Here is a 23,531-nt window from a genome sequence, read left to right as displayed (position 1 = left end):
ACCATTCGTTTTTATTATGTAATTACTGTAACCGCTAGCCGGACACCGCATTAAACATATTGGCGGCAATCTGGCTGGCAGTACGCTTGGCCTGCTCCGCTTTAGGTCCGCTGAAGTGCTGGTCGACCGTGGTGATAAATAACTGCAACCAGCGGTCAAAATCCTGCTGGGTCAGTGCTTGTTTAGCATTCAGCGCCCGATGGATATTCATGGTATGGCGATTATAGTCACGCTCACCGAGTAATAATTTTTCCCAGTAGCTGCAAATCAATGGCAGGTGTTTATTCAGATCGACGGCAGCAACATCCAGAAAGATGGGGGCCAAATGCTTATCATTTAATAATTTGCCATAGAAGGCTTCAACAAACTGTTGAATATGGGGCTTGGTGTCGAGGTCTGGTTTCTGGGCAGTCATAACTATCACGACAGCAATCGCTTATTTTTTAGGCGCTTGCTTCTTATTAACTCGCTGCGTTTTCTTGACGCTTGCTTTCACTTTATCTTTTTTCTTGCCGGTTTGGTTCTTCAGCCGTGCCTTACGCTCCAGCTTACGACCGGTAATTTTGTCATTTTTTTCCGCATAAGGGTTATCACCGGCTTTGAACTCAATACGTATTGGCGTGCCTATCAACTTCAGTTCGCGGCGGAATACTTTTTCCAAATAGCGTCTATAGCTGCTCGGGACTTTATCAGTTTGGTTACCATGAATAACGATAATTGGCGGATTTGAACCACCGGCATGGGCATAACGCAGCTTAATTCGACGACCATTGATCAACGGTGGCGCATGATCAAACACCGCACCTTCGAGAATGTGCGTTAGTTTATTGGTTTGTAATTTCTCCATGGATGAGCGATAAGCGCTATCGATTGATTCATAGAGATGGCCGACACCAGTGCCATGTAGCGCTGAAATAAAATGAATTTCGGCAAAGTCGATAAACTGCAAGCGCCGTTCTAATTCATTTTTTACCCATTGTTTATGATCGGCATCCAATCCGTCCCACTTATTAAGCGCAATTACCAGTGCCCGACCGGCATCGATTGCCTGCCCTAATAAGTGCAAATCCTGATCAACTAAACCTTCTGCCGCATCCATCACCAACACTACAACATTGGCATCATCGATAGCCTTCAAGGCTTTAACTATAGAGAATTTCTCTACCGCTTCCTTGATGTTCTTTCGCCGTCTAACACCAGCGGTATCAATCAAGGTATAGGCCTCACCTTCGCGCTCGTAATCAATATAAATACTGTCACGCGTGGTACCCGGATGATCGTAAACCACCACCCGCTCCTCACCGAGCAGGCGATTTACCAGTGTGGACTTGCCTACATTGGGACGACCAATAATCGCAATTTTAGTACCGCGGTGCTTGTCTGCCTCTTCATCAATTTCGGCTTCCGGAAAATGTTCGAACATATCCGACAGCAGTTGTTTCACGCCTTTGCCATGGCTGGCGGTCATCGGGTAAAGCTGTTTAATACCTAAACGGTAAAAATCAGCCATAGCGACATTGGGATCAACACCATCGATTTTATTGGCAATATAAAACACCGGCTTATTCGATTGCCGCAGCTTATGTGCCAGCGTTTCATCACCGGCGGTGACGCCAGCACGGGCATCGCACATAAAAAACACCACATCAGCCTCATCTACCGCCAACATGGATTGCTGTGCCATCGCCGCATCAATACCTTCTTCCTCGCCACTGATACCACCTGTATCAATCACAATAAAACGACGGTCGCCTAATGTTGCTTCACCATATTTACGGTCACGGGTTAAACCCGGCAAGTTGGCCACCAGCGCATCGCGGCTTTTGGTCAGCCGATTGAACAATGTGGATTTCCCCACATTTGGACGGCCGACAAGTGCAATTACTGGAACCATAGCGAGAAAACCGTTAACAGAAAATAATGAGAACAGGCTGGCGGTTGGCACCAGCCTAAAAAGAAAATTTAAAACCAGCCTTTAGCTTTTTCTTCCAGCTTATAGGCAACTAATTTACCGCTATTACCGTACACCAATAACAAATCGCCCACTTGTTGCAAGTCTATCTGCAAACCGTCGGAATCAACTTTAGTGCGGGCAGCCATGTGGCCATCTACTTGTGACAAGGCATGGATATATCCTTCTACATCACCTACCACCACATAACTACTCAGGGTAGCTGATCCAGTCAATTTACGCCGAGCCAAAACCGTCTGTGCCCAACGTGCACCCTGGCCATTTTTTTCAAAGGCAGTGACACTACCATCCTGACCGGAGACGTATATATTACCGAACCCCTGTGACATACCTGCGTAACTGGAAGCGTCATTGGCCCATACGCGGCGACCCGATTGTGGCTCCAGCGCCGCTACTTTACCCTGATAACTGACCGCATAAATTACGCCATTGTCTTCCAGCATGGCGCCATCGACATCAATAATGCGCTGTATTTCCGAATCACCTTTGGGTACTGCTATACGCGTATTCCAGCGCACTGCACCCGTGGCCAACTCAAAACTGATCACGCGACCATTTGCAAAGCCGGCAATCACTGCATCGCGAAACACTAACGGCGTACTCGTGCCGCGTAAAGTTAATACCGGGACAGTGTTACGATAAGACCACACCCGCTCACCATCAGCGGCTTTTAATGCCAGCAACTGACCATCGAACGTTTGTACAATCACCAATTCATTAGCGAATTGTGGTGCCGCCAGGACTTCACCACCCACTTGTACTCGCCACAATTCAGCACCATCGGTTTTGCTAACCGCAACCACTTCGCCAGCGGTAGTGCCTAATAGTAATTGGCTAGGCCCGACACCAACACCGCCCACCAAAAAGCCTTCTACTTCTGCATCCCACAGTTCTTTACCTTTATCCAAACTAAACGCAGCCAGCTCACCATCAGCTGCGGCAACATAAATTACACCGTTTTCAACAGCTGGAGTCAGACGATTAAAAATACCGCCCTGACCATCACCCAGTGATTGACTCCACACTTTATTGAACACACGCTCGGCTTCAAATTCGATTAACGGCGCTGGACCCTGCTCTTCTTCCCCATCGTTGGAACTACAAGCCAGCATTAAACAGGCCAGTAGTAAAACTGCCAGACGTTGTACTGTAGTGATCAATAACGCCATTGCTTAGGCATCCCCTTCGCTAGTTAATTGTTGTAGCTTAATTTCTAACAGTGGGTTGGAGCCAGGTTGCGCCGCTTGCGCCGCTAACTCTACTGCTTTCTGATAGGCTAATTTTGCTGCAGCGTTATCGCCCTTAGCCAAATAAATATCACCTTTCACTTCTTCATAGGAGGCCGCATAGGCACCCGCATCGATATTAAGTAAGGCCAGCGAGTCATCAAACTTATCCTGTGCAAATAACACCCGCGCCAAGCGCAACTGTGCTTGTAAATTAATTTCGGTAGTAGGATTTTGCGCCAACACCCACGTTAACTCTTGCTCAGCAGTCGCCAAATCATTGGCTTCTACCGCCAGCTTGGCTTTAAACAAGGCAGCAAATTGTGCATAGGTTGAGCCGGAGAAGTCATTTTTCAGCGTGTCGGCCAGATGATTGGCGGTAGCCTTTTGCGAACTGGTCACCACGCCATTCTCACCTGCAGCAGCTGACAATAAATTCTGATAAATTGCCGAGGCCGCATCAACTGTAGCCTGTTGCTGGGTCTGATACGCCTGCCAACCAAATACACCGGCAATAGCTAGCACAATGGTAATAACCGTAGATTGGCCATTTTCACGCCACCATTTCTTAAGTTGTTCGACCTGTTCGTCTTCTGATTGAAAGCTATCCGCCATAGTTATACTCGCTCACTAACTGTCATTATTAATGTATTTATTTATTGACCGACTAAACGATCACTAACTATTAAAAATTGTTTGCAGCTGCGTAGCTAATTCAGCAACGGCTACAGTTTGTTGTTCACGCTCTTCGCGCAACCACTTAACATTGATCTGATTCAGCGCAGCCTCATCATCACCCAGCACCAGAGCGATAACCGCACCACTGTCATTGGCCTTTTTCAACTGTTTCTTAAACTTACCACCACCACAGTGAAACATCAGCTTCAATGCCGGTAATTCAGTCCGTAGCGCCTCGGCGATTTTGACCGCGGCTAATTGTGCCTGATCCCCAGCCACAACAAAATAAATATCGGGCTGATTGGTCAAAGTTGACGGTATATTTCCGGTTTCGGCCAATAACAGGCATAACCGTTCGATCCCCATCGCAAAACCCACCGCAGGAGATGGCTTACCCCCCAGCTGCTCAACCAAGCCGTCATAGCGACCACCGGCACAGACCGTGCCCTGCGCGCCTAACTGATCGGTTACCCACTCAAACACAGTTTTACTATAGTAATCCAAACCGCGCACCAGTTTCGGGTTTAGCCGGTATTGAATACCTACCTCATCTAACAGCTGTTTTAGTTGTTCAAAATCTGAACGCGACTCCTCATCCAGATAATCGGTTAGCACCGGCGCCTGTTGTAAAATTTGCTGCGTCTGCACATTTTTACTATCGAGAATACGCAGCGGATTTGAACTCAAGCGGCGCTGGCTATCTTCATCCAATTGATCAACATATTGATTAAGATACTCAAGCAGTGCAGTTCGATAATTAGCCCGCGCCTCCAAGGTACCAATACTGTTCAGCTCCAGCGTGACATAGGGCATCAAGCCTAATTGCTGCCACAGTCTCGCCGTAATCATAATTAACTCAGCGTCGACATCGGGACTTGCCACGCCAAAGCTTTCTACTCCAATTTGGTGAAACTGCCGTAGCCGACCTTTTTGGGGTTTTTCATAACGGAACATCGGCCCCGTGTACCACAAACGCTGAACTTGCTGATTATCTAACAAACCATTTTGCAAACAAGCACGCACACAACTAGCAGTACCTTCAGGACGCAAGGTAAGACTCTCGTCATTACGATCGTTAAAAGTGTACATTTCTTTTTCAACAATGTCGGTCACTTCACCGATCGAACGTTTGAATAATTCCGTCTGTTCAAGAATTGGAAAACGGATTTCCTGGTAGCTGTAGCTGGACAAGACTTGACTGACCGTGCGCTCTAGATACTGCCAAAGCGCAGAATCGGCTGGCAATAAATCATTCATGCCACGTATGGATTGTATTTTAGCCAAGGTTATTCCTTACACATTTTCTTTAAAGTATTAAATCAAGCTGACTAGGATTGCTTGGCAATCAGATCTTGTTCCGCCTTTTGTTTGACTGCAACTTTATCGCGAATCAAACCCTCAAGGTGATCGATTAAATTTTCTTTGCCAACTTTATGATCTTTTTCACCGTCGACATAAATCAAGTGTTTGGGTGTACCGCCAGTCAAACCGATTTCGGCTTCTTTAGCTTCGCCAGGGCCATTAACAATACAACCGATAACCGCCACATCCAACGGTGTAGTGACATCTTCCAAACGACCTTCCAGCGCATTCATCGTTGCCACTACATCAAAATTTTGCCGTGAACAACTCGGGCAGGCAATAAAATTAATCCCTTTGCTGCGCAGCTTTAAGCTTTTAAGAATTTCATAACCCACTTTAACTTCTTCAACCGGATCAGCCGCTAATGACACCCGAATAGTGTCGCCAATGCCATCCATTAGCAGCATACCTAAACCTACTGCAGATTTAACAGTACCACCGCGTAAGCCACCGGCTTCGGTAATGCCCAAATGCAAGGGCTGGTCTATTTGTGCCGAAATCTTTCGATAGGCGGCAACAGCCATAAACACATCAGAGGCTTTTACGCTTAATTTAAAATTTTGAAAATCCAGACTATCGAGGATATCAATGTGGCGCATGGCCGATTCCACCAAGGCATCCGGGGTTGGCTCACCGTACTTACGTTGCAATTCTTTTTCCAAAGAACCGGCATTTACCCCAATACGAATAGGAATATTTTTGTCTCTGGCAGCATCAATAACTGCGCGCACTTTATCATCGCGCCCAATATTACCTGGATTGATCCGCAAACAATCAACGCCGTATTCTGCAACTTTTAAGGCAATTTTGTAATCGAAATGAATATCAGCAACTAACGGCACACTCACTTGCTGGCGAATTTTTTTAAAAGCCTCGGCTGCGTCCATGGTCGGCACTGACACTCTTACAATATCTGCACACGCAGCTTCTAACTGTTTAATTTGTGCCACCGTTGCAGCTACATCGCAGGTATCAGTATTGGTCATACTCTGTACCGAAATAGGCGCATCACCACCAACCGCTACATTACCCACCATAATCTGGCGAGTTTTTCTTCGTTTAATGGGGGATTCCATCTGCATGACTGCTACTAACCTCTGGCGCTTTACGAGCCTTTACAACGTTGTAAAATACAAAAAACTTATAACTGACCGACAGTAAACCGTGCTGAATTATTCTCCTCATTCACTGTAATCGTCACCGGGTCGCCATTAAAATCAAGGCTAACCCCGGGTGCATAACCCAGCAATACTTTAAAGGGGGCTGCACCGCTCAATTCAAGTGTGTCGCGGGCACGCTTCAAATTTGCAAAAATAACTGTGTCATTGCTATCTTTCACTTCAACCCAACAATCATTGGTAAAACTAAAATTCAGCAAGCTTTTAGCCTCGGACTCAACGCTTTCTGCGCCTGCTGACGTCAGCCTTGGCTGCCCGTTTGTTGTTGATTGGGATAATACTGGCGACACTGCCTCCGCGACTAAAGTATCAGTCGCGGTGGGCGCTGCTATCATGTCATCAGCAGACTCCTGATCAATAGCACTACCAGCCATAATGGCCGCAGTTTCGGCATCAGTTGCTAACTGCTGATCAACGATAACTTCAGTACTCTCAACCACTACATTTTTTTCCGCACTACTATCACCCCCCAATACCAACCACAAAATCGCGATAACAAGCAGAGTGGCAGCCAAAAACCAATATTGAAGAGAATGGCCTTTACCCAGCGTTTGAATTTGAACTGGCCCGTAATTTTTAGGTGCATAGTTTGTTTTAGTAGAAACCGTCGGACGGACTTGTAAATACGCTTCGATTAAAAGATCAGTATTCAGACCCAACAATTTTCCATAAGACTTTAAATAGCCTTTACAAAAAATATCACCGTTCAAGTTAGCGTAATCGTCAGATTCAAGCGCTTCTACCTGACGCGGTAACAACCGCAATTGTTCAGCCACTTCACGAACAGTCATAGACTGAGCTTCACGAGACTTGCGCAGTGCATTCCCAGGACTATCTGCTAACAGCTCATCAATCATTGAAGCGACACCATCATTCATTGCCAAAAGCTTCCTTATACAGCAAATATTCTTTTGAGGTTGGATATAAGTTTTTCAACGCTAAAGCAAAACTCGACAGCTTATTTCGATCATCAAACTTATCGGCTAAGCGAATCCCCAGCCACAACGCTTCGGCGGGCTGTTTTTTTGCCTGCGCTTGATAGGCGTCATAATATTGTTGTGATTTTGGATAATCGCCTAACTGGTAATACACATCAGCCAGTTGATACATCAAGGCGTAATTCCGGCGCTGCATTAAATAAGCTCGATTAAAAGACTCTTCGGCCTTATTCAGTTTATTCAACTGCATATAGGCACGCCCCAAATTCACATAGGCAGCCGCACGTCTTTCATACAAGGTATCGCTAACAACGATTTCCAGTTGCTCAGTGGCTTCTTTATAACGTTTTTGAGAATATAAAAATGTGGCGTAATTATTTCTAACCCGGGAAAAATCACCATTTAACCTAATCGACTTTTTATAATTTTCTTCAGCCAACTCGAATTCGCCGGTATTTTGAAACACCAAGGCCAATGCCTCATAGACCTCAAAGGAGGTATCATCAATTTCCAGTGCATTTTTCAAATGCCGCTTGGCTGCCTGCCAATTACCTTCGCGAATATAGGTTCGCGCTAGTTGCACAGAATACTCCAGCGCTTTCACATCATCTTGCTTGTCGCCTATTCCACCCCGTTCTGTGGTCACACAAGCGGCTAAACCTAACAATGAACACAGCAGTAATAATCTAGCCAGCACTCTAATCACTTTATTATGTTGAAACCTCATTACCCATATCCCGTTATCTTTCATTAGCGAACATTTAATACCTGAGTTTGAGTATAGTTCGCTCTGTGCCGTTCGCTACGTTTCGTGCGATCAGCCACCTGACCCACCAGTTGTCCGCAAGCAGCATCAATATCATCACCGCGGGTGCTGCGAATGGTGGTAACAAAACCCGCTGCATTTAGTATTTTCCAAAAACGATCAACGGCATTTTTACTGGGACGGCGATAATCAGACAATGAAAACGGGTTAAAGGGAATCAGGTTGATCTTACAGGGGAAATCTTTCAGCAATACGGCTAATTCTTTTGCCTGCTCGACACAGTCATTAACACCGGCAATCAACGTATATTCGACGGTGGTAACGCGATGTGTATCCGACTGCTTGGACCAATAGTTTTCACAGGATGCTAATAATTTTGCGATAGGATAGCGCTTATTGATCGGTACCAGTTCATTACGCAAAGTATCGTTAGGCGCATGCAGCGAAATAGCGAGAGACACTTCTGCAACTTCAGCCAATCTATCGAGTGCAGGTACTACGCCGGAAGTACTCAGCGTCACACGACGCTTTGAAATCCCGTAACCAAAATCATCCAGCATGATATTCATCGCAGCAACGACATTGTCAAAATTCAATAGCGGCTCACCCATTCCCATCATTACCACATTGGTAACAATACGCTTATTGGTAGAGGGAAAGCCATCAAAGGATTTTATGGCCAACCAAACCTGGCCGATGATTTCAGCAGCGGTTAAATCACGCTGAAACCCTTGCTTGCCGGTTGAACAAAAACTGCAATCCAGACTGCAGCCGACCTGTGACGACACACATAAGGTACCGCGCTCGCCATCAGGAATTAATACAGTTTCTACTAAACTGCCACCAGTAACGCGAATCGCCCATTTGCGGGTACCGTCACTCGAGTCGTGCTGCGAAACAATTTCAGGGGGCCGGATTTCAGCACACTCACTTAACCGCTCCCGCAATACTTTACTGACGTTAGTCATTTGATCAAAGTCATCGACACCTTGATGATGGATCCATTTCAGTATTTGCTGGGCACGGAAAGGTTTTTCCCCCATAGACAGAAAAAATGCTTCCATCTGTTCACGCGAAAGCCCAACAGATTGGTTTTATCTGCTGGGGCTTTCGTGTTTGCATCGACTGATGCGTGCTGAACAGGGTCAGTCATCTATCATTCAACTTGAGCTTACGCCCGGTCACACTGATCGCTAGTCGCGAAGAAGTAAGCAATTTCGCGCGCTGCTGATTCTGGAGAATCAGAACCGTGAACAGCATTAGCATCAATTGATTCAGCGAAATCAGCACGGATTGTACCGGCAGCGGCTTCTTTAGGGTTGGTAGCACCCATCAGCTCGCGATTTTTGGCAATAGCATTTTCGCCTTCCAATACCTGCACTACTACCGGGCCAGAGGTCATGAACTCAATCAAAGCGGGGAAAAACGGACGACCCTTATGCTCGCCGTAAAAACCTTCAGCTTGCTCGCGGCTTAAACGCAGCATTTTTGCTGCAACGATGCTTAAGCCATTTTTTTCAAAACGGCTGTAAATCTCACCGATAACATTCTTGGCAACTGCATCGGGCTTAACAATAGAAAAAGTACGTTCAACTGACATTGGAGACTCCGTCATTTAATCTTAATCCGGCGAATACCTCACCGAAGCTTGAGAGGGTAAATTGGCGATTAGGTTCCTGCCCAATCGACGAAATTTTAGAGCCGCAAATTATACGCACATTTACGGAAAAATAGTATAAATAATACGCACTTAGGAGATATTTTTAGAGGATTCTCTGGCTGGCTGCCACACAGACAATCAGCTTGCCTGCGCCGCCTTGGCGATAGCTTGAATACGCGCCACTATCGACTTCAGACCGTTACCGCGAGTAGGGCTTAAATGCTGCTCCAGATCGAGCTGGCGAAAGTAGCCATCGACATCAAAAGCGGTAATTTCCGCTGCGGTCTTACCATCAAATGCCGCCATCACCAGCACCAACAGACCTTTGACAATAACTGCGTCGCTATCAACGGTAAAATTCAGCACACTCTGATCAACCTGAACATCTAGCCAGACGTTACTTTGACAGCCCTTGACCAATCGCTCGGGGTATGCAGAGACGCATCCATTGCCGGTAAATCCTTACCCAGATCAATAATGTATTTGTAGCGCTCTTCCCAATCGTCAAAAAAGGATAAATCTTCAAGGATTTCGTCAGTACTAACCATCGTTGCCAACCATGTTTAAACTCGCCGTATTGCCATTGTGCTGCGGGGTTCTGAGCCATAAAGGCCGCTAAAAAAACAATCCCGCTTCCAACTGGGCCTCTTCACTCATCATTTCACGACTCCAGGGTGGGTCAAACACCAACTCTACCTTTACCGCTTTGACATGAGGCACTTTACCGGTCCGGTATTCGACATCGCTGACCAATACCGGCCCCATTCCACAACCGGGGGCAGTTAAGGTCATGGTGATATTGACCTGACCGGCAGCCTGGTCAATCGCCACTTTATAGATCAGACCCAGCTCTACCAGGCTGATCGGAATTTCAGGGTCAAAAATGCTATCCAGCGCCTGCCAGACTTGCTGCTCATTGATTTGGCCGCTGCCATCATCAACAAACTCCAGCACTTCCGGCTGCTGCCCAATGGCCTCAGCATCGGTGCCATCAATCCGCAGCATATTGCCCTGCCAGGTAACGGTATAGTTACCCCTAGACTTTGGTTGATCGATATAAATTGCCCAACAGGAATAATTACCGGCTCACCGGAAGGGACGCGCCGCGCGGGACAGTCGCGCTGGGTTACTACCATCGATTGCTGCATATTGTTTTCCTGCAGCTAGGCTACGCTGAAACTCTCGCCGCAGCCGCACTCGGCCACCACATTGGGGTTATTGAATTTAATAACGCTATTCACACCTTCATTCACATAATCTATTTCGGTACCGTGCAGCAGCGCCATGGCATCGGCGGCAACCGCCAAGCCGACTTGATCATTGGGCTGTAATACCACATCCCCGTCCTCGGCAGCATCGACCAAATCCAACACATAGGCATAGCCGGTACAGCCACTCTCCTTAGTGCTTAAACGAACAATTTTTCCTTCTTTGCCAGCCAACGCGCGCTCAAAATGGCGCAAGGCGGCCTCGGTCATGCTGACCGTTTGGGCATTCGGATCAAAGCTTGCAACTGTCATATCTACTCCATCAACTGGTAACACCAAGCCCGCGACTTAGCCCAGCATTGTTTTAACTTTGTTTAAACCGGCAAATAAGGCATCAACCTCAGCCAATGTGTTATAGAGCGAAAAAGATGCCCTGGCAGTACCGGGTACTTGCATCCTCACCATCAAAGGCTCAGCACAGTGATGCCCGGTGCGGATCGCAATACCCTGCCGATCCAATAGAAAGCCTATATCTGCCGGGTGTCCTTGCGCCATCACAAAACTCAACACCCCTACTTTATTGGGGCAGTGCCTACTAACTTCAAGCCATCAACTGCCTGAGCTAATTCGGTCGCGTGCGCCAAGAGTGCCGCCTCATGGGTCTGCACTGCAGCAATATCCAGTTGCGAAAACCAGCGTACGGCCTCCCCCATACCAATCGCGCCGGCAATATTGGGGTACCTGCTTCTAACTTGTAAGGTATACATTCCAGCGAGCAGTTTGATAAGTCACCTCGGCAATCATTTCACCACCGGTTTGCCATACCGGCCAATCGGTCAATAATTCCTCACGCCCCCACAACACACCACCAGTGGGACCAAATAATTTATGCCCTGAAAATACATAGAAGTCACAGTCCAACGCCTGCACATCAACGGACTCATGAGCAACACCCTGTGCACCGTCAATCAAAACCCAGGCACCCACAGCTTTCGCTTCTGCAGTCAGTTCCTCGATCGGATTCAATGTACCTAAAGCATTCGACACATGAGGAAACGCCACCAACTTAGTATTACTGGAAAGCAGCTGACTAAATGCATCGCGATCCAATTCGCCACTGTCTTTAATCGGCGCAATTTTCAAGGTCGCTCCGGCCTTTAAACACGCTTGCTGCCACGTAACTAAATTAGCGTGGTGCTCCATTTCTGTCACCAACACTTCCTCACCTGCAGACAGCAACTGGGACAAACCGTTAGCAACGACATTTATCGATTCAGTAGTGCCCGACGTCCAGATAACTTCACAGCGATTAGCGGCATGCAAAAAATCCGCAATAATATCTCGCGCACCTTCATATAAACGCGTGGCCTCATCGGCCAACTGATGAGCCCCACGATGCACATTGGAATTGCAGGTGGTGTAATAATGTACCAGCGCATCAATCACACACTGGGGTTTCTGAGTAGTTGCAGCGTTATCCAAATACACCAAAGGCTTACCATTTAACTGGCGAGCCAAAATGGGAAACTGGGCACGAATAGCTTCAACATCAAATCCTGAAGTTGCAACTGCCACGGTATTCATATCAACACTCATCATCCAACCTTTATTTCACTTCCATTTGCGCAAAACGCTCACGCAACTGTGGCCGCAACCACTCAGCCAAAATGGTATTCGGCATTTGATCAACCAACTCATTGATAAAACCAAAGCTCAGCATAACTTGTGCCTGCGCCTTGCTAATGCCCCGCGACTGTAAATAGTACAAGGCCTTTTTATCAATCTCGGCAATCGTAGCGCCGTGCGCGCAACGCACATCATCGGCATAAATTTCCAGCTCAGGCTTGGTGTTGATTTCGGCATTACGCGACAACAACAAGTTACGATTATTCAATTCGGCCAGCGTTTTTTGCGCATCGCGATGAATATGGATACGACCGTTAAACACGGCACGAGCATGATCAGCCACAATACCGCGAACATTTTCTTCGGTAGTACAATTAGGAACTGCGTGTTCAATAGTGCTATGCAAATCAAACAACTCTTCCCCATCAAGCAAGTAAATGGCATTCATCTGCGTTTCCGCGAACTCACCACAATAATTGACATCAACATCGAGTCTTGAAAGTTTGCTACCAAACCCAACCAAAGTGCTATTGAGCTTTGCCTTGGCCGCCAAGTTAAAGTGACTACCACCAATAGATAGTGCCTCACCAGTCTGCAAGGCGAAACGGTAGTGCTCAAGCTCAGCATTTGCAGCGATGTCGTATTCAGCAAAGCCGGTATTAAAGCTTGGCGCACTGCCATCAAAATCTTCAACCACAGCAATTTTGGCGCTCTCTCCGACACGCACCAATATCCGCGTATGGGCCTCACAACCTTCGCTTAATCTGACAACTACTCGCAGCGGTTGCGCTATGTCAGCATTTGCCGCTACATCAATTAATAAACCCGAGGTCGCTAACGCATCGTTGACCAAACCAAATAAATGCCGCTGCGGCTTGGCATTGCTAAACGTTTCTGTTGCCCACAATTTATCTTCGGCAGACACCTCGGCAAAAGCTGTTATCGATAAGCCAGCGGGTAAATTGTCGGCCACCGGCGTCACCAGCTCTCCATCAACAAATATCAAATCGATACTGTTTAAACTCTCGACAGGGTCGACGCTGACTTTCGCGTGATTCGCCGCACTGGTAAATGTCGAATCAGCAATTGCCACTAACGGCGTGTATTTCCAAGCTTCGGTCCTACGCGTTGGCCATTGCGTATCTCGCAACAATTGTAGTGATGCCTGCCGCTTCGGCGCCAACCAATCATCTACCGCTTCGGCACGGCTTACTGCATTCAGTAACCACTGGCTCATGCAGACTGCTCCTGCGAATCCAGCTCTGATTCCGGCCCTTTAACCAACCAGGCATAACCCTGATCTTCTAGTTCATGAGCTAATTCAGCGCCGCCACTTTTTACTATTTTGCCGTCAGACAGCACATGCACAAAATCAGGCTTGATGTAATCCAGCAAGCGCTGATAGTGGGTAATTACAATAAAACTTCTACCTTCAGAGCGCTGACTATTAACGCCTTCAGCAACGACTTGTAAAGCATCAATATCCAAACCTGAATCTGACTCATCAAGAATACAAAGTTTGGGCTTTAATAAAATCATCTGCATGATTTCATTACGCTTTTTCTCGCCGCCGGAAAATCCTTCGTTAACGCCACGCTTTAAAAAATCCAAAGGCAAATTGACTTGGGCGCAAGCCTCTTTGGCTATTTTTAAAAATTCTCTTGAGCTTAACGACTCTTCACCGCGCGCTTGGCGCTGGGCATCCACCGCGGCTTTCATAAATTCCATATTGCTGACACCGGGAATTTCTACCGGGTATTGAAACGCTAAAAACAAACCGGCGCGAGCACGTTCTTCAGCATCCAACTCTAACAAATCGACACCATTCAAAGTGACACCACCGCCATCGACTTCGTAACCCTCACGACCGGAAATCACATAGCCCAAGGTACTTTTTCCGGCGCCATTTGGCCCCATGATCGCGTGCACTTCACCGGGCTTGATGTCCAGCGTAAGACCTTTCAAAATTTGCTTGTCTTCGACACTGGCTTGTAAATTTTTAATCGACAACATATTGTTTAATACCTTGATTTTGGTCGGATAATTTCGGTGACTATAAGTTAACCGACTGATCCTTCCAGACTAATTTCTAACAGCTTGCCCGCTTCTACGGCAAACTCCATCGGCAATTCTTTAAAGACTTCCTTACAAAAACCATTGACGATCATCGACACGGCTTTTTCTGCATTTAAGCCACGCTGCTGACAAAGAAACATCTGATCATCTGACACTTTTGACGTGGTGGCTTCATGTTCAACAATGGCGGTAGGGTTTCTGGATTCGACATAAGGAAATGTATGGGCGCCACACTGGTCACCAATTAACAGCGAATCACACTGGGTAAAATTACGCGCGCCATCGGCACGCGGTCCCATGCGGACCAAACCGCGATAGCTGTTATTACTCTTACCCGCTGAAATACCTTTGGAAATAATCGTTGAACGGGTGTTCTTACCCATATGAATCATTTTGGTACCCGTGTCGGCTTGCTGCATGCCACGAGTCAGCGCGACGGAATAAAATTCACCGACGCTGTTATCGCCGCGCAATACACAGCTAGGGTATTTCCAGGTTACTGCGGAACCAGTTTCGACTTGTGTCCAGGAGACCTTGGCATTGGTATGGCAGACGGCGCGCTTGGTCACAAAATTATAAATACCACCCTTGCCGTTCTCGTCACCGGGATACCAGTTTTGCACGGTGGAATATTTTATTTCAGCATCATCCAGAGCAATCAGTTCCACTACTGCCGCGTGCAATTGATTTTCATCGCGCTGCGGAGCAGTACACCCCTCCAGATAACTAACGTGACTACCTTCATCAGCAATAATTAAAGTGCGCTCAAATTGTCCGGTGTTTTGTTCATTAATGCGGAAGTAAGTCGACAACTCCATTGGGCAACGCACGCCTTTAGGAATATAGACAAAAGAACCATCAGTAAAGACTGCACAGTTTAACGCGGCATAATAATTATCACGTTGCGGTACCACAGAACCGAGATATTTTTTTACCAGCTCGGGGTATTCCTGCAAGGCTTCAGAGATGGGACAAAAAATCACACCGGATTCCGCCAGTTTTTCCCGGAAAGTGGTCACCACCGATACCGAATCAAACACCGCATCAACCGCCACCCCTGCCAGCATCTGCTGCTCAAGGAGTGGAATGCCTAACTTTTCATACGTGGCCAATAATTCAGGGTCGACTTCTTCTAAAGACTTGGGTTTATCCGCCATGCTTTTGGGGGCAGAATAATAAGATATCGCTTGAAAATCAATTTCCGGATAATGCACATGCGCCCACTCTGGCGTTTCCATTTCCTGCCAGATCGCAAAGCCTTTTAAGCGCCACTCCAACATCCATTCCGGTTCATTTTTCATCGCCGAAATACGCCGGATCACATCTTCGGTTAAACCGGGAGCAAAGGTTTCCGACTCTATAGCCGAAATAAACCCCGCTTCGTATTCACGTTTTAACGCCTGATTAATTTGCTCTGTCATGGTGTTAACTCTTTCTATAAATTGCTACGTAAACAACTTAGGCCGTTTGCTGTAGCTGTGTGTAAATGGTGCGGATATGGTCAATGGCCTGCGCCACATCCGTAGCGTTAGTAAAACGCCCCAATGAAAAACGTATCGAGCTATGGGCATCTTCATCACTTAAGCCCATCGCTTTTAAAACGTAAGACGGCTCCATACTGGCCGAGGTACAAGCCGAGCCGCTGGACACCGCCAATTGCCGCAGCGATAGCAATAATGTTTCACCATCAACGCCGCTAAAGCAGACATTTAGATGTCCGGGGGCTATCTGAGCGGTGTCACCGTTACGCCGCACGCCGGGTAAATCGGCAATACCCTGCCACATTTGATCGCGCAAACTGGCAATGTGAATCGCCTCATCAGCAACCACAGTAGCAGCGATTTTTGCCGCCTCGCCAATCCCTACTAATTGATGGGTCGCCAAGGTACCTGAACGCATACCGCGCTCATGACCACCACCGTGAATAAGAGGCTTAAGCTGCGGTTGCACTTCACGCCGTACATACAGTGCTCCCACCCCTTTCGGGCCATAAAACTTGTGTGCCGATAAGCTAATCAAATCTGCCTGTAAAGCCTGCGCATCCAGTAGCAACTTGCCTGCCGATTGCGCTGCATCTATATGAAATAAGACTTGCTGTTGGCGACACAGTTCACCCACTTCGGCAACTGGATTAATCACCCCTGTCTCATTATTCACATGCATCAAACTAACCAGCCGCGTATCTTCCCTAAGAGCTTCACGCACCTGCTCAACACGAATCACGCCATTACTGTCAGGATGCAACCAGGTCACCTCTACGCCGCGCTGCTGCAACCAATTAACCGGATCGATCACTGCTTTATGTTCGGTTACTGAGGTAATCACGTGACCATTAAAATCAACGGCTTCCATTACCCCTTTCAGCGCCAGGTTGTTTGACTCAGTCGCCCCGCTCGTCCAAACGACTTCGCGCGGATCACACGCTATTAGCTCAGCGACATTTCGCCGCGCCGCTTCAACTTGCTCTTCTGCCTGCCAGCCATAGATATGCGAGCGCGGGGTTGGCAAAAAAGCCATCCATCGTTAAGCAACGACTCATAGCTGCCGCCACCTGAGGATCGACAGGCGTAGTCGCGGCATAATCTAAATATATGGGCTGCTGCATGGCTATCTCTTTACTATCTTTACTCTCAATACTGGAACGCTATAAACGATTAAAGAACAGTCGCTACTGGGATAGCAGACTCGGCTTTATCACGATCCTGACGTGCAGATACTTCTTGCACCTCATGGCGATCCACCAAACTAGCCAGGCTGATACTGCTCAAAAAGGAATGTATTTGATCGCTAAGGTCACACCACAAATGATGCGTTAGACATTTTTCACCTTGCTGGCAATCACCGTCACCACCACAACCCGTGGCATCGACTGTCTCATTAACGGCATCAACAATCTGGGCGACAAAAATTTCTGCGCCACTGCGGCTCAATAAATAACCGCCGCCGGGACCACGCACACTGTTTACCAACTCACCACGCCGCAACTTAGCGAACAACTGCTCTAAATATGACAGGGAGATGCCCTGCCGCTGGGATATATCCGCCAAACTGATGGGGCCTGAATCCGTATGAATCGCCAAATCGAGCATCGCAGTAACTGCGTATCGGCCTTTTGTTGTTAAACGCATAATAGAAATTCCGGCACAATGAGAGTGGCCGCCACTATGCAATAACCTACTAATTTAGTCAAGTATATAACCTACTGTTTTAGTAGGATTTACCTTAAGAATGGAAAGCTAGACCGCAAGTGGAAGAATACTGCTATTAATAACCTTGCGAAGTGCGCGGCATTATACAGATTTGTAAAGGCCTAGCAATCCTATTCACCAGCCCAGCCAACGCCCCAAGACGATAAACATCAATATTTACCACAGTATTAATCAGCCAATTAAGATAAACAGGATTGCTGCTGTTTAATAGCATGGGATTTTAGTAGAGTTGGCGTCCAGATTATCTCGGAGGTTGCGGGTTTTGGGGCGTTGCGGACACCGCTCTACCATCCAACCAGGTAATGCTCGGTGAATTCTTCTCCATTAGAAAAGCGCTCTTAATTAATTTAATAACAGGCAAAGAATGGATAGTAAAAAAGCAAAAACGATTGTTGGAAGCACCGAGTGGTGCTCATTCCCGGAATTGGGTGTACCCGCTATCAAAGCCCGCATTGACTCCGGCGCCAAAACCTCATCCATCCACGCCTTTAACATTCATCAATTTCGTAGAGATGGAGTGCCCTGGGTCAGTTTTGAAGTTCATCCGGTACAAAACAACCGCAAAGCCGTCATCCGTTGTGAGCGCCCCATACTGGACAAACGAACCGTTAAAAGCTCCAGTGGCGTGCCGGAAACCCGCTTTGTCATTTCCTCACAACTCAAGCTAGGTGATAACGTCTGGGAAGTTGAGCTGACACTCGCCAACCGTGACTCGATGGGCTTTAGAATGCTGCTGGGGCGGGAAGCGATGAAAAAACGGTTAATTATCGATCCCGCTCGGCGCTGTATTCTGGGCGACATCAACAAACAGCAAATCGAACAATATTATGGCCAGACAGAAACCATAAAAACCGGTCTAAAAATTGGTTTGCTGGCCAGCAATGAAGAGCTTTATAGCAATCAACGTCTACTCGAAGCCGGGGAAGAACGCGGCCATGAAATGTTGTTTATTGATATCAAGCAGTGTTATATGAAATTAGATGCCGATCAGCCCGAAGCTCACTACCGGGGTGGCGCATTGCTCGACGACCTCGACTCAGTAGTGACAAGAATTCGCCCTAGCCTCACCTATTACGGCACGGCACTCGCTCGCCAATTTGAAAGCATGGGCATTTACACCACCAATAGCTCTAGCGCAGTGACTCAAGCAAGAGATAAGTTATTTTCACTCCAGCTGATGTTGAAAAGTGGCATCAACATCCCTACTACTGGTTTTGCCAATTCCCCCATGGATACCAATGACTTGATCGAAATGGTCGGCGGTGCACCGTTGATTATTAAATTGCTTGATGGCGATCAGGGTAAAGGTATGGTGGTAGCAGAAACCAAAAAGGCAGCGGAAAGTGTTATCAACGCATTTAAATCACTCAATGCCAATTTGCTAGTACAACAATTTATTAAAGAGACTAACGGCCGTGATCTGCGCTGTTTTGTCATTGATAATAAAGTAGTCGCCTCAATTGAACGCAAAGCAGTACCGGGAGAGTTTCGTCCCAAAACTAATGTGGACGGTTCAGTAAAGATAGTCAAAATAACCCCGGAAGAAAAACTGATGGCAGTAAAAGCCAGCAAAGCACTGGGCTTGCAAATCGCCGGCGTTGATATTATCCGCTCAAAAGAAGGCCCCTTGTTATTGGAGGTCAATTCATCGCCGGGGCTGGAAGCAATCGAGACGGCCACCGGTAAAGATATTGCTGGCATGATCATCGCTGCCATTGAAAAGAAATTAAAATGGAAGCGAGAGCTACCGGAAATAGCTAACGCCGAAGCCAGTGCTTAGATGCTCCAAACTAGCTAACACCCGAGTTGGCAGCTTTAGCATAAAATATCCAGTAAATAACAATCAGTATAGCGCCTAGTAGTACCGTCACATTTATCGTCATAAACAGGGCTGGCGAAACAGCCAGGGCAATATTGCGAGCGATATTAATTAACGTATGCCATAACACTGCAATCAAAATACTTTGGGTTTTGTCCCATAGCAATGTCAACCATATGGTCGCGGATAAAATACCCAGAGCAAACCCTAAAAACTGTGCCACTCCGAATTCCGGCCGCGATAGAAACATTGGCAAGTGCCAAAAAAACCATATAGGAAATAAAATTAACGACGCAACAATAGGGCCATAGCGACCACGTAAAAAAGGCAGCGCCAATCCTCGCCAGCCGGGCTCTTCACCCACACCTTGTACCAAGCCGGTCACCACAACTATTTTATACAGCCCCGCAAGGGTTAATAATTGCAAAACTCCGGTGCTAGCAAAATCTGGAAAGCTACCACTGCTAACGCCAACAATCATCGCGGCAAATCCCAGCAAAAAAAAAGGGCTAACAATAGAAAAAATCAACCAGTAACCGCCAACCCGCCATCGACCAAAACCACGTAATAATTGATAAACACCTTCGGCACCAGCATAGTGACGACATACTACCAATGCCGCCAGCATCGGCCCAAAGGCTGCCAACATTTCCAAACTATGCGGTAACTGAATACTAATGACGCCCCTTATAGATAACATCAGCGGCACAGTAAGCAGCCACGTAAAGCCATACGCCAATAATATATAGATCACAAAGGCATAAGATTTAGGCGCGAACGCTCGCTCAGTTTCAATGGCTGTCATGTTTCTATTTCCCACTACATCATTATTTTTAGCAACAAAATAAAAAGTAAGTTAGCGCCCTTCGGTCACTTCAGCCCAGTAAGTATTACCCTGCTCAAAACGTGAAGGCCAGCGCGCACCGACTCTAGGATTAAACATCAGCACCAGCGCAAAACACTCACTCAACTGGCCCTCCATACCTGGCACATTATCGAGGTGATAGCACATCTTATCCTGCTTGCGTCCGTCACCTTCTGTGCGCCATTGTCCCGTGACGCCTTGCGGGCTACTAATAGAGTTATCCCGATTAAATAATACGTCTATGACTTCAGTTTTACCGTTGATTTTAACGTCGTATCGCATGGTATTGTTGAACAAAAAAGTCCAATAGTCAGGGTGCGCATCACCTTCCAAAGGATGGGGACGATCTTCGATAAATGTCACATCCACTGTAAAGTCGTCAAAACCTTTCACTGGCGTAAGAGTATCTACCACTTTTCCAAACTGCATATTTTTCAGTACTTTCGGCCGTACGCAGTGCATCCACTCATAAGGGTGCACCGCTATACGTTGAATGGCAAAACAGAAACTGCGCTTATCGCGCATCCGCCAAATACCTTGCAGCCCGCGGTTGTTACCCGTTACCGTGCCATCTTCATTAAAATAGGCGACAAAACTATAGCTACGGTCTTCATAAGGCACGGTGAATTTCACCGTGTTATCCATATAGAGCTGCCAGAACTCAGGCGCTGAATCCCGCAGCTCACCATCAAGCCCGCCGGCCACCGTCCCCTTGTTGCTTGGCTGATCCCAATCTACTGACTCTCCCGTACGCATCACATAGGCCAGCAATGGACGCACCTTATCAACAGGTATATCAACCGCAGGCATCGCATTACCAGGTAATGTTGCGGCGGGGTTCTGAACATAGGCGGCAAATAACTCTGGCGTCCAGTCACGCTGATCATTCTTCAGCACCGCTGAATAATTGAAGCCTGATTTAGCGCCGACCTTGCGTTTAAAAAGCTGGTGTAAATTAGGTCCTGCGATATCGGCCTCACCTTGCCGTAATGTATGGCAAAAAGCGCAGTATTGCTGCCAGGTTTGCTCTCCGGCAATGGTATCCTCAGCTTTCAAACTCGCCTCCGAATAATCCTGAGCGGTAGCGGCTAGCCCTACAATCATAGAGCACAGCATAAGCACGGCTGATTTATAATGATTTCTTATAGTTATACTCATCAAACACCCAATACGTGAAATATAAAAACCACATTGTGCTTTTATGTACAGGCAAATAAAAGTCAGAAACTGTAAGGATTAGTAAATTCAAAATATAACAACAGTCAGTATCGCTTTGCACTGACTAGGTAATAACTGGTTTTTTTAGTACAGTAACAAAAACTAAATCGCTTGAAACAGAAACCCTCTAGCACTTCTCGTATCTGGACTGACCATGCTACTCCATCACATCAATATCAAAGCGCCTAAAGTATTATTGGAGCAAGAGAAAGATTTTTTCTGTAACGTGCTGGGCCTAACAGTGGGCGCCAGGCCCACTATGTCAAGCCCAGGCTATTGGCTATACTATAATGACAGGCCTATCATTCACCTAAATGAAAGCGAACAACATTTTTACAATGATAAACAGGGCTACCTGGATCACATTGCACTGCAATCCGCCGGTTTAAAAGATCTGATTGAGAAATTAGAACGCAGCAATACAATATATACCGTTAAATATTTTGATGAAATTGATAGTTCTCAGGTCTTTTTCAGGACGCCGACCCAAACTAAAATTGAAATAAACATACCCAAAGAAAAAATATAACGTCGAATACCGGGAGTGTGCCAATCATGAACACTGAATTTCAACTGGTTTGGAGTGTTATTTTAGGCGCCATCGGCTTTGGTTATTTTATTTACAGTAAGAAACACAAAGCAGTAGTCCCTTTTTGCTCTGCCATCGGACTTTTTATTTTGCCCTACTTGGTGAATAGCCTGGGCTTACTGATTATTATTGCACTCATTTTAATGGTACTACCTTACTGGCTAAAATATTAGCTTTAGCAATTTCCGCTCACCCACACTATTCTCTATCATTAGGCGAACGTCTTTTCACTACAGTTAACCAGTCCAGCGACACACCCGATATGGCATTAAATCGGGCAACCCGATAAACTACCGCTAAAATTTTCGGCCGCGGACGTATTTTTGGCTCAACGGAGCGCGGAATAAACCAGGCGGTAATCAACGCCCGTAACACGCTAGAAGCAATAAACACGACAAACAGTGCACTGGCTAGATAATCTTGCAGCGCGGCTGCAGCAACCAACGGCTCTGCATAGCTAGTAATCACACCCCCCACTAATGCCCCGATAAAAACCAGGCTCGCACCCAACGCAGCCTGCAGAGCTGCATAGGTAGCAAAATCAGAGCGATGCGGTCGTATATCGTATAAATAATTCGCGGTACATAAATTAAACCCACTCCAGGCAAAACCAGATACCGCTTGCACCAACAATATATAAATAAAGTCGGTGGAAAAAATCCACAACAAGGGTAAACAAGGCAATAGGCAACTGGTACTAATCATCACAAAGTGATTACCAAACCGATCACTAAACCTACCCCACAAACGCAGTGAAAGAAACTGGACAACGATGGAGACTACACTGGCAGTGACAAACTGAAAATAACTGAATTGTAAATCCTGCAACATATAAACAGCAAAGTATGGCGCAGATATCGCCACCATGCCCTGCATTCCCGCCACGAATAAACTGTAATGACGAAAAGTTTTATCTTGCCAAATCGCTTTAAAGTTTCGCAAGGTATCGGCAAATACACGGCTTTCAGTTATTGGTGTGTTATCAGGGTCGTGCATTTGGGTAAGTAGGACGCTGGAGGCAAAGCGTCCCGTGGCAGCAATTAAAAATAATAAGGCAAATCCCAGCCAGGTTTTATCAAGTTGCGTTGATAAGGTTAACAAGCCACCACCGATAAAAAAAATAAACAGTGAAGCAACCATT

23 protein-coding genes and 4 pseudogenes are annotated in these 23,531 nt (G+C 46.7%); 4 read left to right on the top strand and 23 right to left on the bottom strand.

What is annotated here, in order from left to right; genetic code table 11:
• Positions 1-34: 34 nt before the first annotated feature.
• From UNITIG_RS01795 to iscR, 20 genes and pseudogenes are all read right to left on the bottom strand, one after another.
• Positions 35-415, bottom strand: a complete 381-nt coding sequence (locus tag UNITIG_RS01795; protein ID WP_101756830.1) for a group III truncated hemoglobin — start codon at positions 413-415, stop codon at positions 35-37.
• 21 nt (positions 416-436) lie between these two features.
• Entirely contained in the window at positions 437-1,894 is a 1,458-nt protein-coding gene (der, locus tag UNITIG_RS01790) for a ribosome biogenesis GTPase Der (RefSeq protein WP_101757151.1), read from the bottom strand.
• A 68-nt stretch (positions 1,895-1,962) separates the two neighbouring features.
• The gene (gene bamB, locus UNITIG_RS01785; RefSeq protein ID WP_101756829.1) at positions 1,963-3,141 is read right to left on the bottom strand and encodes an outer membrane protein assembly factor BamB; all 1,179 of its coding nucleotides are present in this window, start codon (positions 3,139-3,141) and stop codon (positions 1,963-1,965) included.
• Positions 3,142-3,144: 3 nt separating this feature from the next.
• Positions 3,145-3,813 carry a tetratricopeptide repeat protein gene (locus UNITIG_RS01780; protein WP_101756828.1) on the bottom strand — a complete coding sequence of 223 codons (669 nt, stop codon included), beginning with the start codon at positions 3,811-3,813 and terminating at the stop codon, positions 3,145-3,147.
• A gap of 63 nt (positions 3,814-3,876) precedes the next feature.
• Positions 3,877-5,160 carry a histidine--tRNA ligase gene (gene hisS, locus UNITIG_RS01775; RefSeq protein WP_101756827.1) on the bottom strand — a complete coding sequence of 428 codons (1,284 nt, stop codon included), beginning with the start codon at positions 5,158-5,160 and terminating at the stop codon, positions 3,877-3,879.
• A gap of 44 nt (positions 5,161-5,204) precedes the next feature.
• Positions 5,205-6,320, bottom strand: a complete 1,116-nt coding sequence (gene ispG, locus UNITIG_RS01770) for a flavodoxin-dependent (E)-4-hydroxy-3-methylbut-2-enyl-diphosphate synthase (protein ID WP_101756826.1) — start codon at positions 6,318-6,320, stop codon at positions 5,205-5,207.
• Between the two features lie 59 nt (positions 6,321-6,379).
• On the bottom strand, positions 6,380-7,294 hold the full coding sequence (locus UNITIG_RS01765; RefSeq protein WP_101756825.1) for a RodZ domain-containing protein: 915 nt from the start codon (positions 7,292-7,294) through the stop codon (positions 6,380-6,382).
• A complete protein-coding gene (gene pilW / locus UNITIG_RS01760; RefSeq protein WP_101757150.1) occupies positions 7,287-8,081 on the bottom strand; it encodes a type IV pilus biogenesis/stability protein PilW in 795 nt (264 codons plus the stop codon). Before pilW ends, UNITIG_RS01765 begins: the two co-directional genes overlap by 8 nt.
• Before the next feature lie 23 nt (positions 8,082-8,104).
• A complete protein-coding gene (rlmN, locus tag UNITIG_RS01755; RefSeq protein ID WP_101756824.1) occupies positions 8,105-9,184 on the bottom strand; it encodes a 23S rRNA (adenine(2503)-C(2))-methyltransferase RlmN in 1,080 nt (359 codons plus the stop codon).
• 107 nt (positions 9,185-9,291) lie between these two features.
• A complete protein-coding gene (gene ndk, locus UNITIG_RS01750; protein ID WP_101756823.1) occupies positions 9,292-9,720 on the bottom strand; it encodes a nucleoside-diphosphate kinase in 429 nt (142 codons plus the stop codon).
• 198 nt (positions 9,721-9,918) lie between these two features.
• Positions 9,919-10,328, bottom strand: a pseudogene (locus UNITIG_RS01745) (SufE family protein).
• 67 nt (positions 10,329-10,395) lie between these two features.
• Positions 10,396-10,928: pseudogene (gene sufT, locus UNITIG_RS01740) on the bottom strand (putative Fe-S cluster assembly protein SufT).
• Positions 10,929-10,943: 15 nt separating this feature from the next.
• On the bottom strand, positions 10,944-11,300 hold the full coding sequence (locus tag UNITIG_RS01735) for an iron-sulfur cluster assembly accessory protein (RefSeq protein ID WP_101756822.1): 357 nt from the start codon (positions 11,298-11,300) through the stop codon (positions 10,944-10,946).
• A gap of 36 nt (positions 11,301-11,336) precedes the next feature.
• A pseudogene (locus UNITIG_RS01730) lies at positions 11,337-12,572 on the bottom strand (aminotransferase class V-fold PLP-dependent enzyme).
• A 22-nt stretch (positions 12,573-12,594) separates the two neighbouring features.
• Positions 12,595-13,851 (bottom strand): Fe-S cluster assembly protein SufD, encoded by a 1,257-nt coding sequence (sufD, locus tag UNITIG_RS01725; protein ID WP_101756821.1) that lies wholly within the window; start codon positions 13,849-13,851, stop codon positions 12,595-12,597.
• Positions 13,848-14,627: a Fe-S cluster assembly ATPase SufC gene (sufC, locus tag UNITIG_RS01720; protein WP_101756820.1), complete on the bottom strand. Its 780-nt coding sequence runs from the start codon at positions 14,625-14,627 to the stop codon at positions 13,848-13,850. The genes sufD and sufC overlap by 4 nt, the downstream gene beginning before the upstream one ends.
• A gap of 47 nt (positions 14,628-14,674) precedes the next feature.
• Positions 14,675-16,111, bottom strand: coding sequence for a Fe-S cluster assembly protein SufB (gene sufB, locus UNITIG_RS01715; RefSeq protein WP_101756819.1), 1,437 nt, complete (start codon positions 16,109-16,111; stop codon positions 14,675-14,677).
• A 37-nt stretch (positions 16,112-16,148) separates the two neighbouring features.
• Complete coding sequence (locus UNITIG_RS01710; protein WP_369809127.1) at positions 16,149-17,198, bottom strand: aminotransferase class V-fold PLP-dependent enzyme; 1,050 nt, start codon at positions 17,196-17,198, stop codon at positions 16,149-16,151.
• Positions 17,146-17,295, bottom strand: coding sequence for a hypothetical protein (locus tag UNITIG_RS25385; RefSeq protein ID WP_369809125.1), 150 nt, complete (start codon positions 17,293-17,295; stop codon positions 17,146-17,148). Before UNITIG_RS25385 ends, UNITIG_RS01710 begins: the two co-directional genes overlap by 53 nt.
• Positions 17,296-17,344: 49 nt before the next feature.
• Positions 17,345-17,818, bottom strand: coding sequence for a Fe-S cluster assembly transcriptional regulator IscR (gene iscR, locus UNITIG_RS01705; protein WP_101756818.1), 474 nt, complete (start codon positions 17,816-17,818; stop codon positions 17,345-17,347).
• A gap of 445 nt (positions 17,819-18,263) precedes the next feature.
• On the opposite strand from iscR, the pseudogene UNITIG_RS23870 reads away from it, so the two are divergent.
• Positions 18,264-18,677: pseudogene (locus UNITIG_RS23870) on the top strand (ATP-dependent zinc protease); the annotation flags it as partial.
• A gap of 66 nt (positions 18,678-18,743) precedes the next feature.
• Positions 18,744-19,679: a 30S ribosomal protein S6--L-glutamate ligase gene (gene rimK / locus UNITIG_RS01700; protein ID WP_235015249.1), complete on the top strand. Its 936-nt coding sequence runs from the start codon at positions 18,744-18,746 to the stop codon at positions 19,677-19,679.
• A gap of 10 nt (positions 19,680-19,689) precedes the next feature.
• On the opposite strand, the gene UNITIG_RS01695 is transcribed toward rimK, so the two are convergent.
• Both UNITIG_RS01695 and UNITIG_RS01690 read right to left on the bottom strand, forming a co-directional pair.
• Positions 19,690-20,523, bottom strand: a complete 834-nt coding sequence (locus UNITIG_RS01695) for a CPBP family intramembrane glutamic endopeptidase (protein WP_101756816.1) — start codon at positions 20,521-20,523, stop codon at positions 19,690-19,692.
• A gap of 51 nt (positions 20,524-20,574) precedes the next feature.
• On the bottom strand, positions 20,575-21,687 hold the full coding sequence (locus UNITIG_RS01690; protein WP_145999052.1) for a cytochrome c family protein: 1,113 nt from the start codon (positions 21,685-21,687) through the stop codon (positions 20,575-20,577).
• Between the two features lie 373 nt (positions 21,688-22,060).
• Between UNITIG_RS01690 and UNITIG_RS01685 the strand changes: the two genes are divergently transcribed.
• Entirely contained in the window at positions 22,061-22,330 is a 270-nt protein-coding gene (locus tag UNITIG_RS01685) for a hypothetical protein (RefSeq protein ID WP_145999051.1), read from the top strand.
• 26 nt (positions 22,331-22,356) lie between these two features.
• Positions 22,357-22,563 (top strand): hypothetical protein, encoded by a 207-nt coding sequence (locus tag UNITIG_RS01680; RefSeq protein WP_101756813.1) that lies wholly within the window; start codon positions 22,357-22,359, stop codon positions 22,561-22,563.
• A gap of 25 nt (positions 22,564-22,588) precedes the next feature.
• On the opposite strand, the gene UNITIG_RS01675 is transcribed toward UNITIG_RS01680, so the two are convergent.
• Entirely contained in the window at positions 22,589-23,530 is a 942-nt protein-coding gene (locus tag UNITIG_RS01675; RefSeq protein ID WP_200821139.1) for an MFS transporter, read from the bottom strand.
• Between the last annotated feature and the right edge of the window lies 1 nt (position 23,531).

This window comes from Oceanicoccus sp. KOV_DT_Chl (assembly GCF_900120175.1).
Taxonomy (GTDB): Bacteria; Pseudomonadota; Gammaproteobacteria; order Pseudomonadales; family Dasaniaceae; genus Oceanicoccus.
The sequence above is the reverse complement of the archived record's forward strand: the minus strand, read 5'-3'. Positions and strand labels throughout refer to the sequence as shown.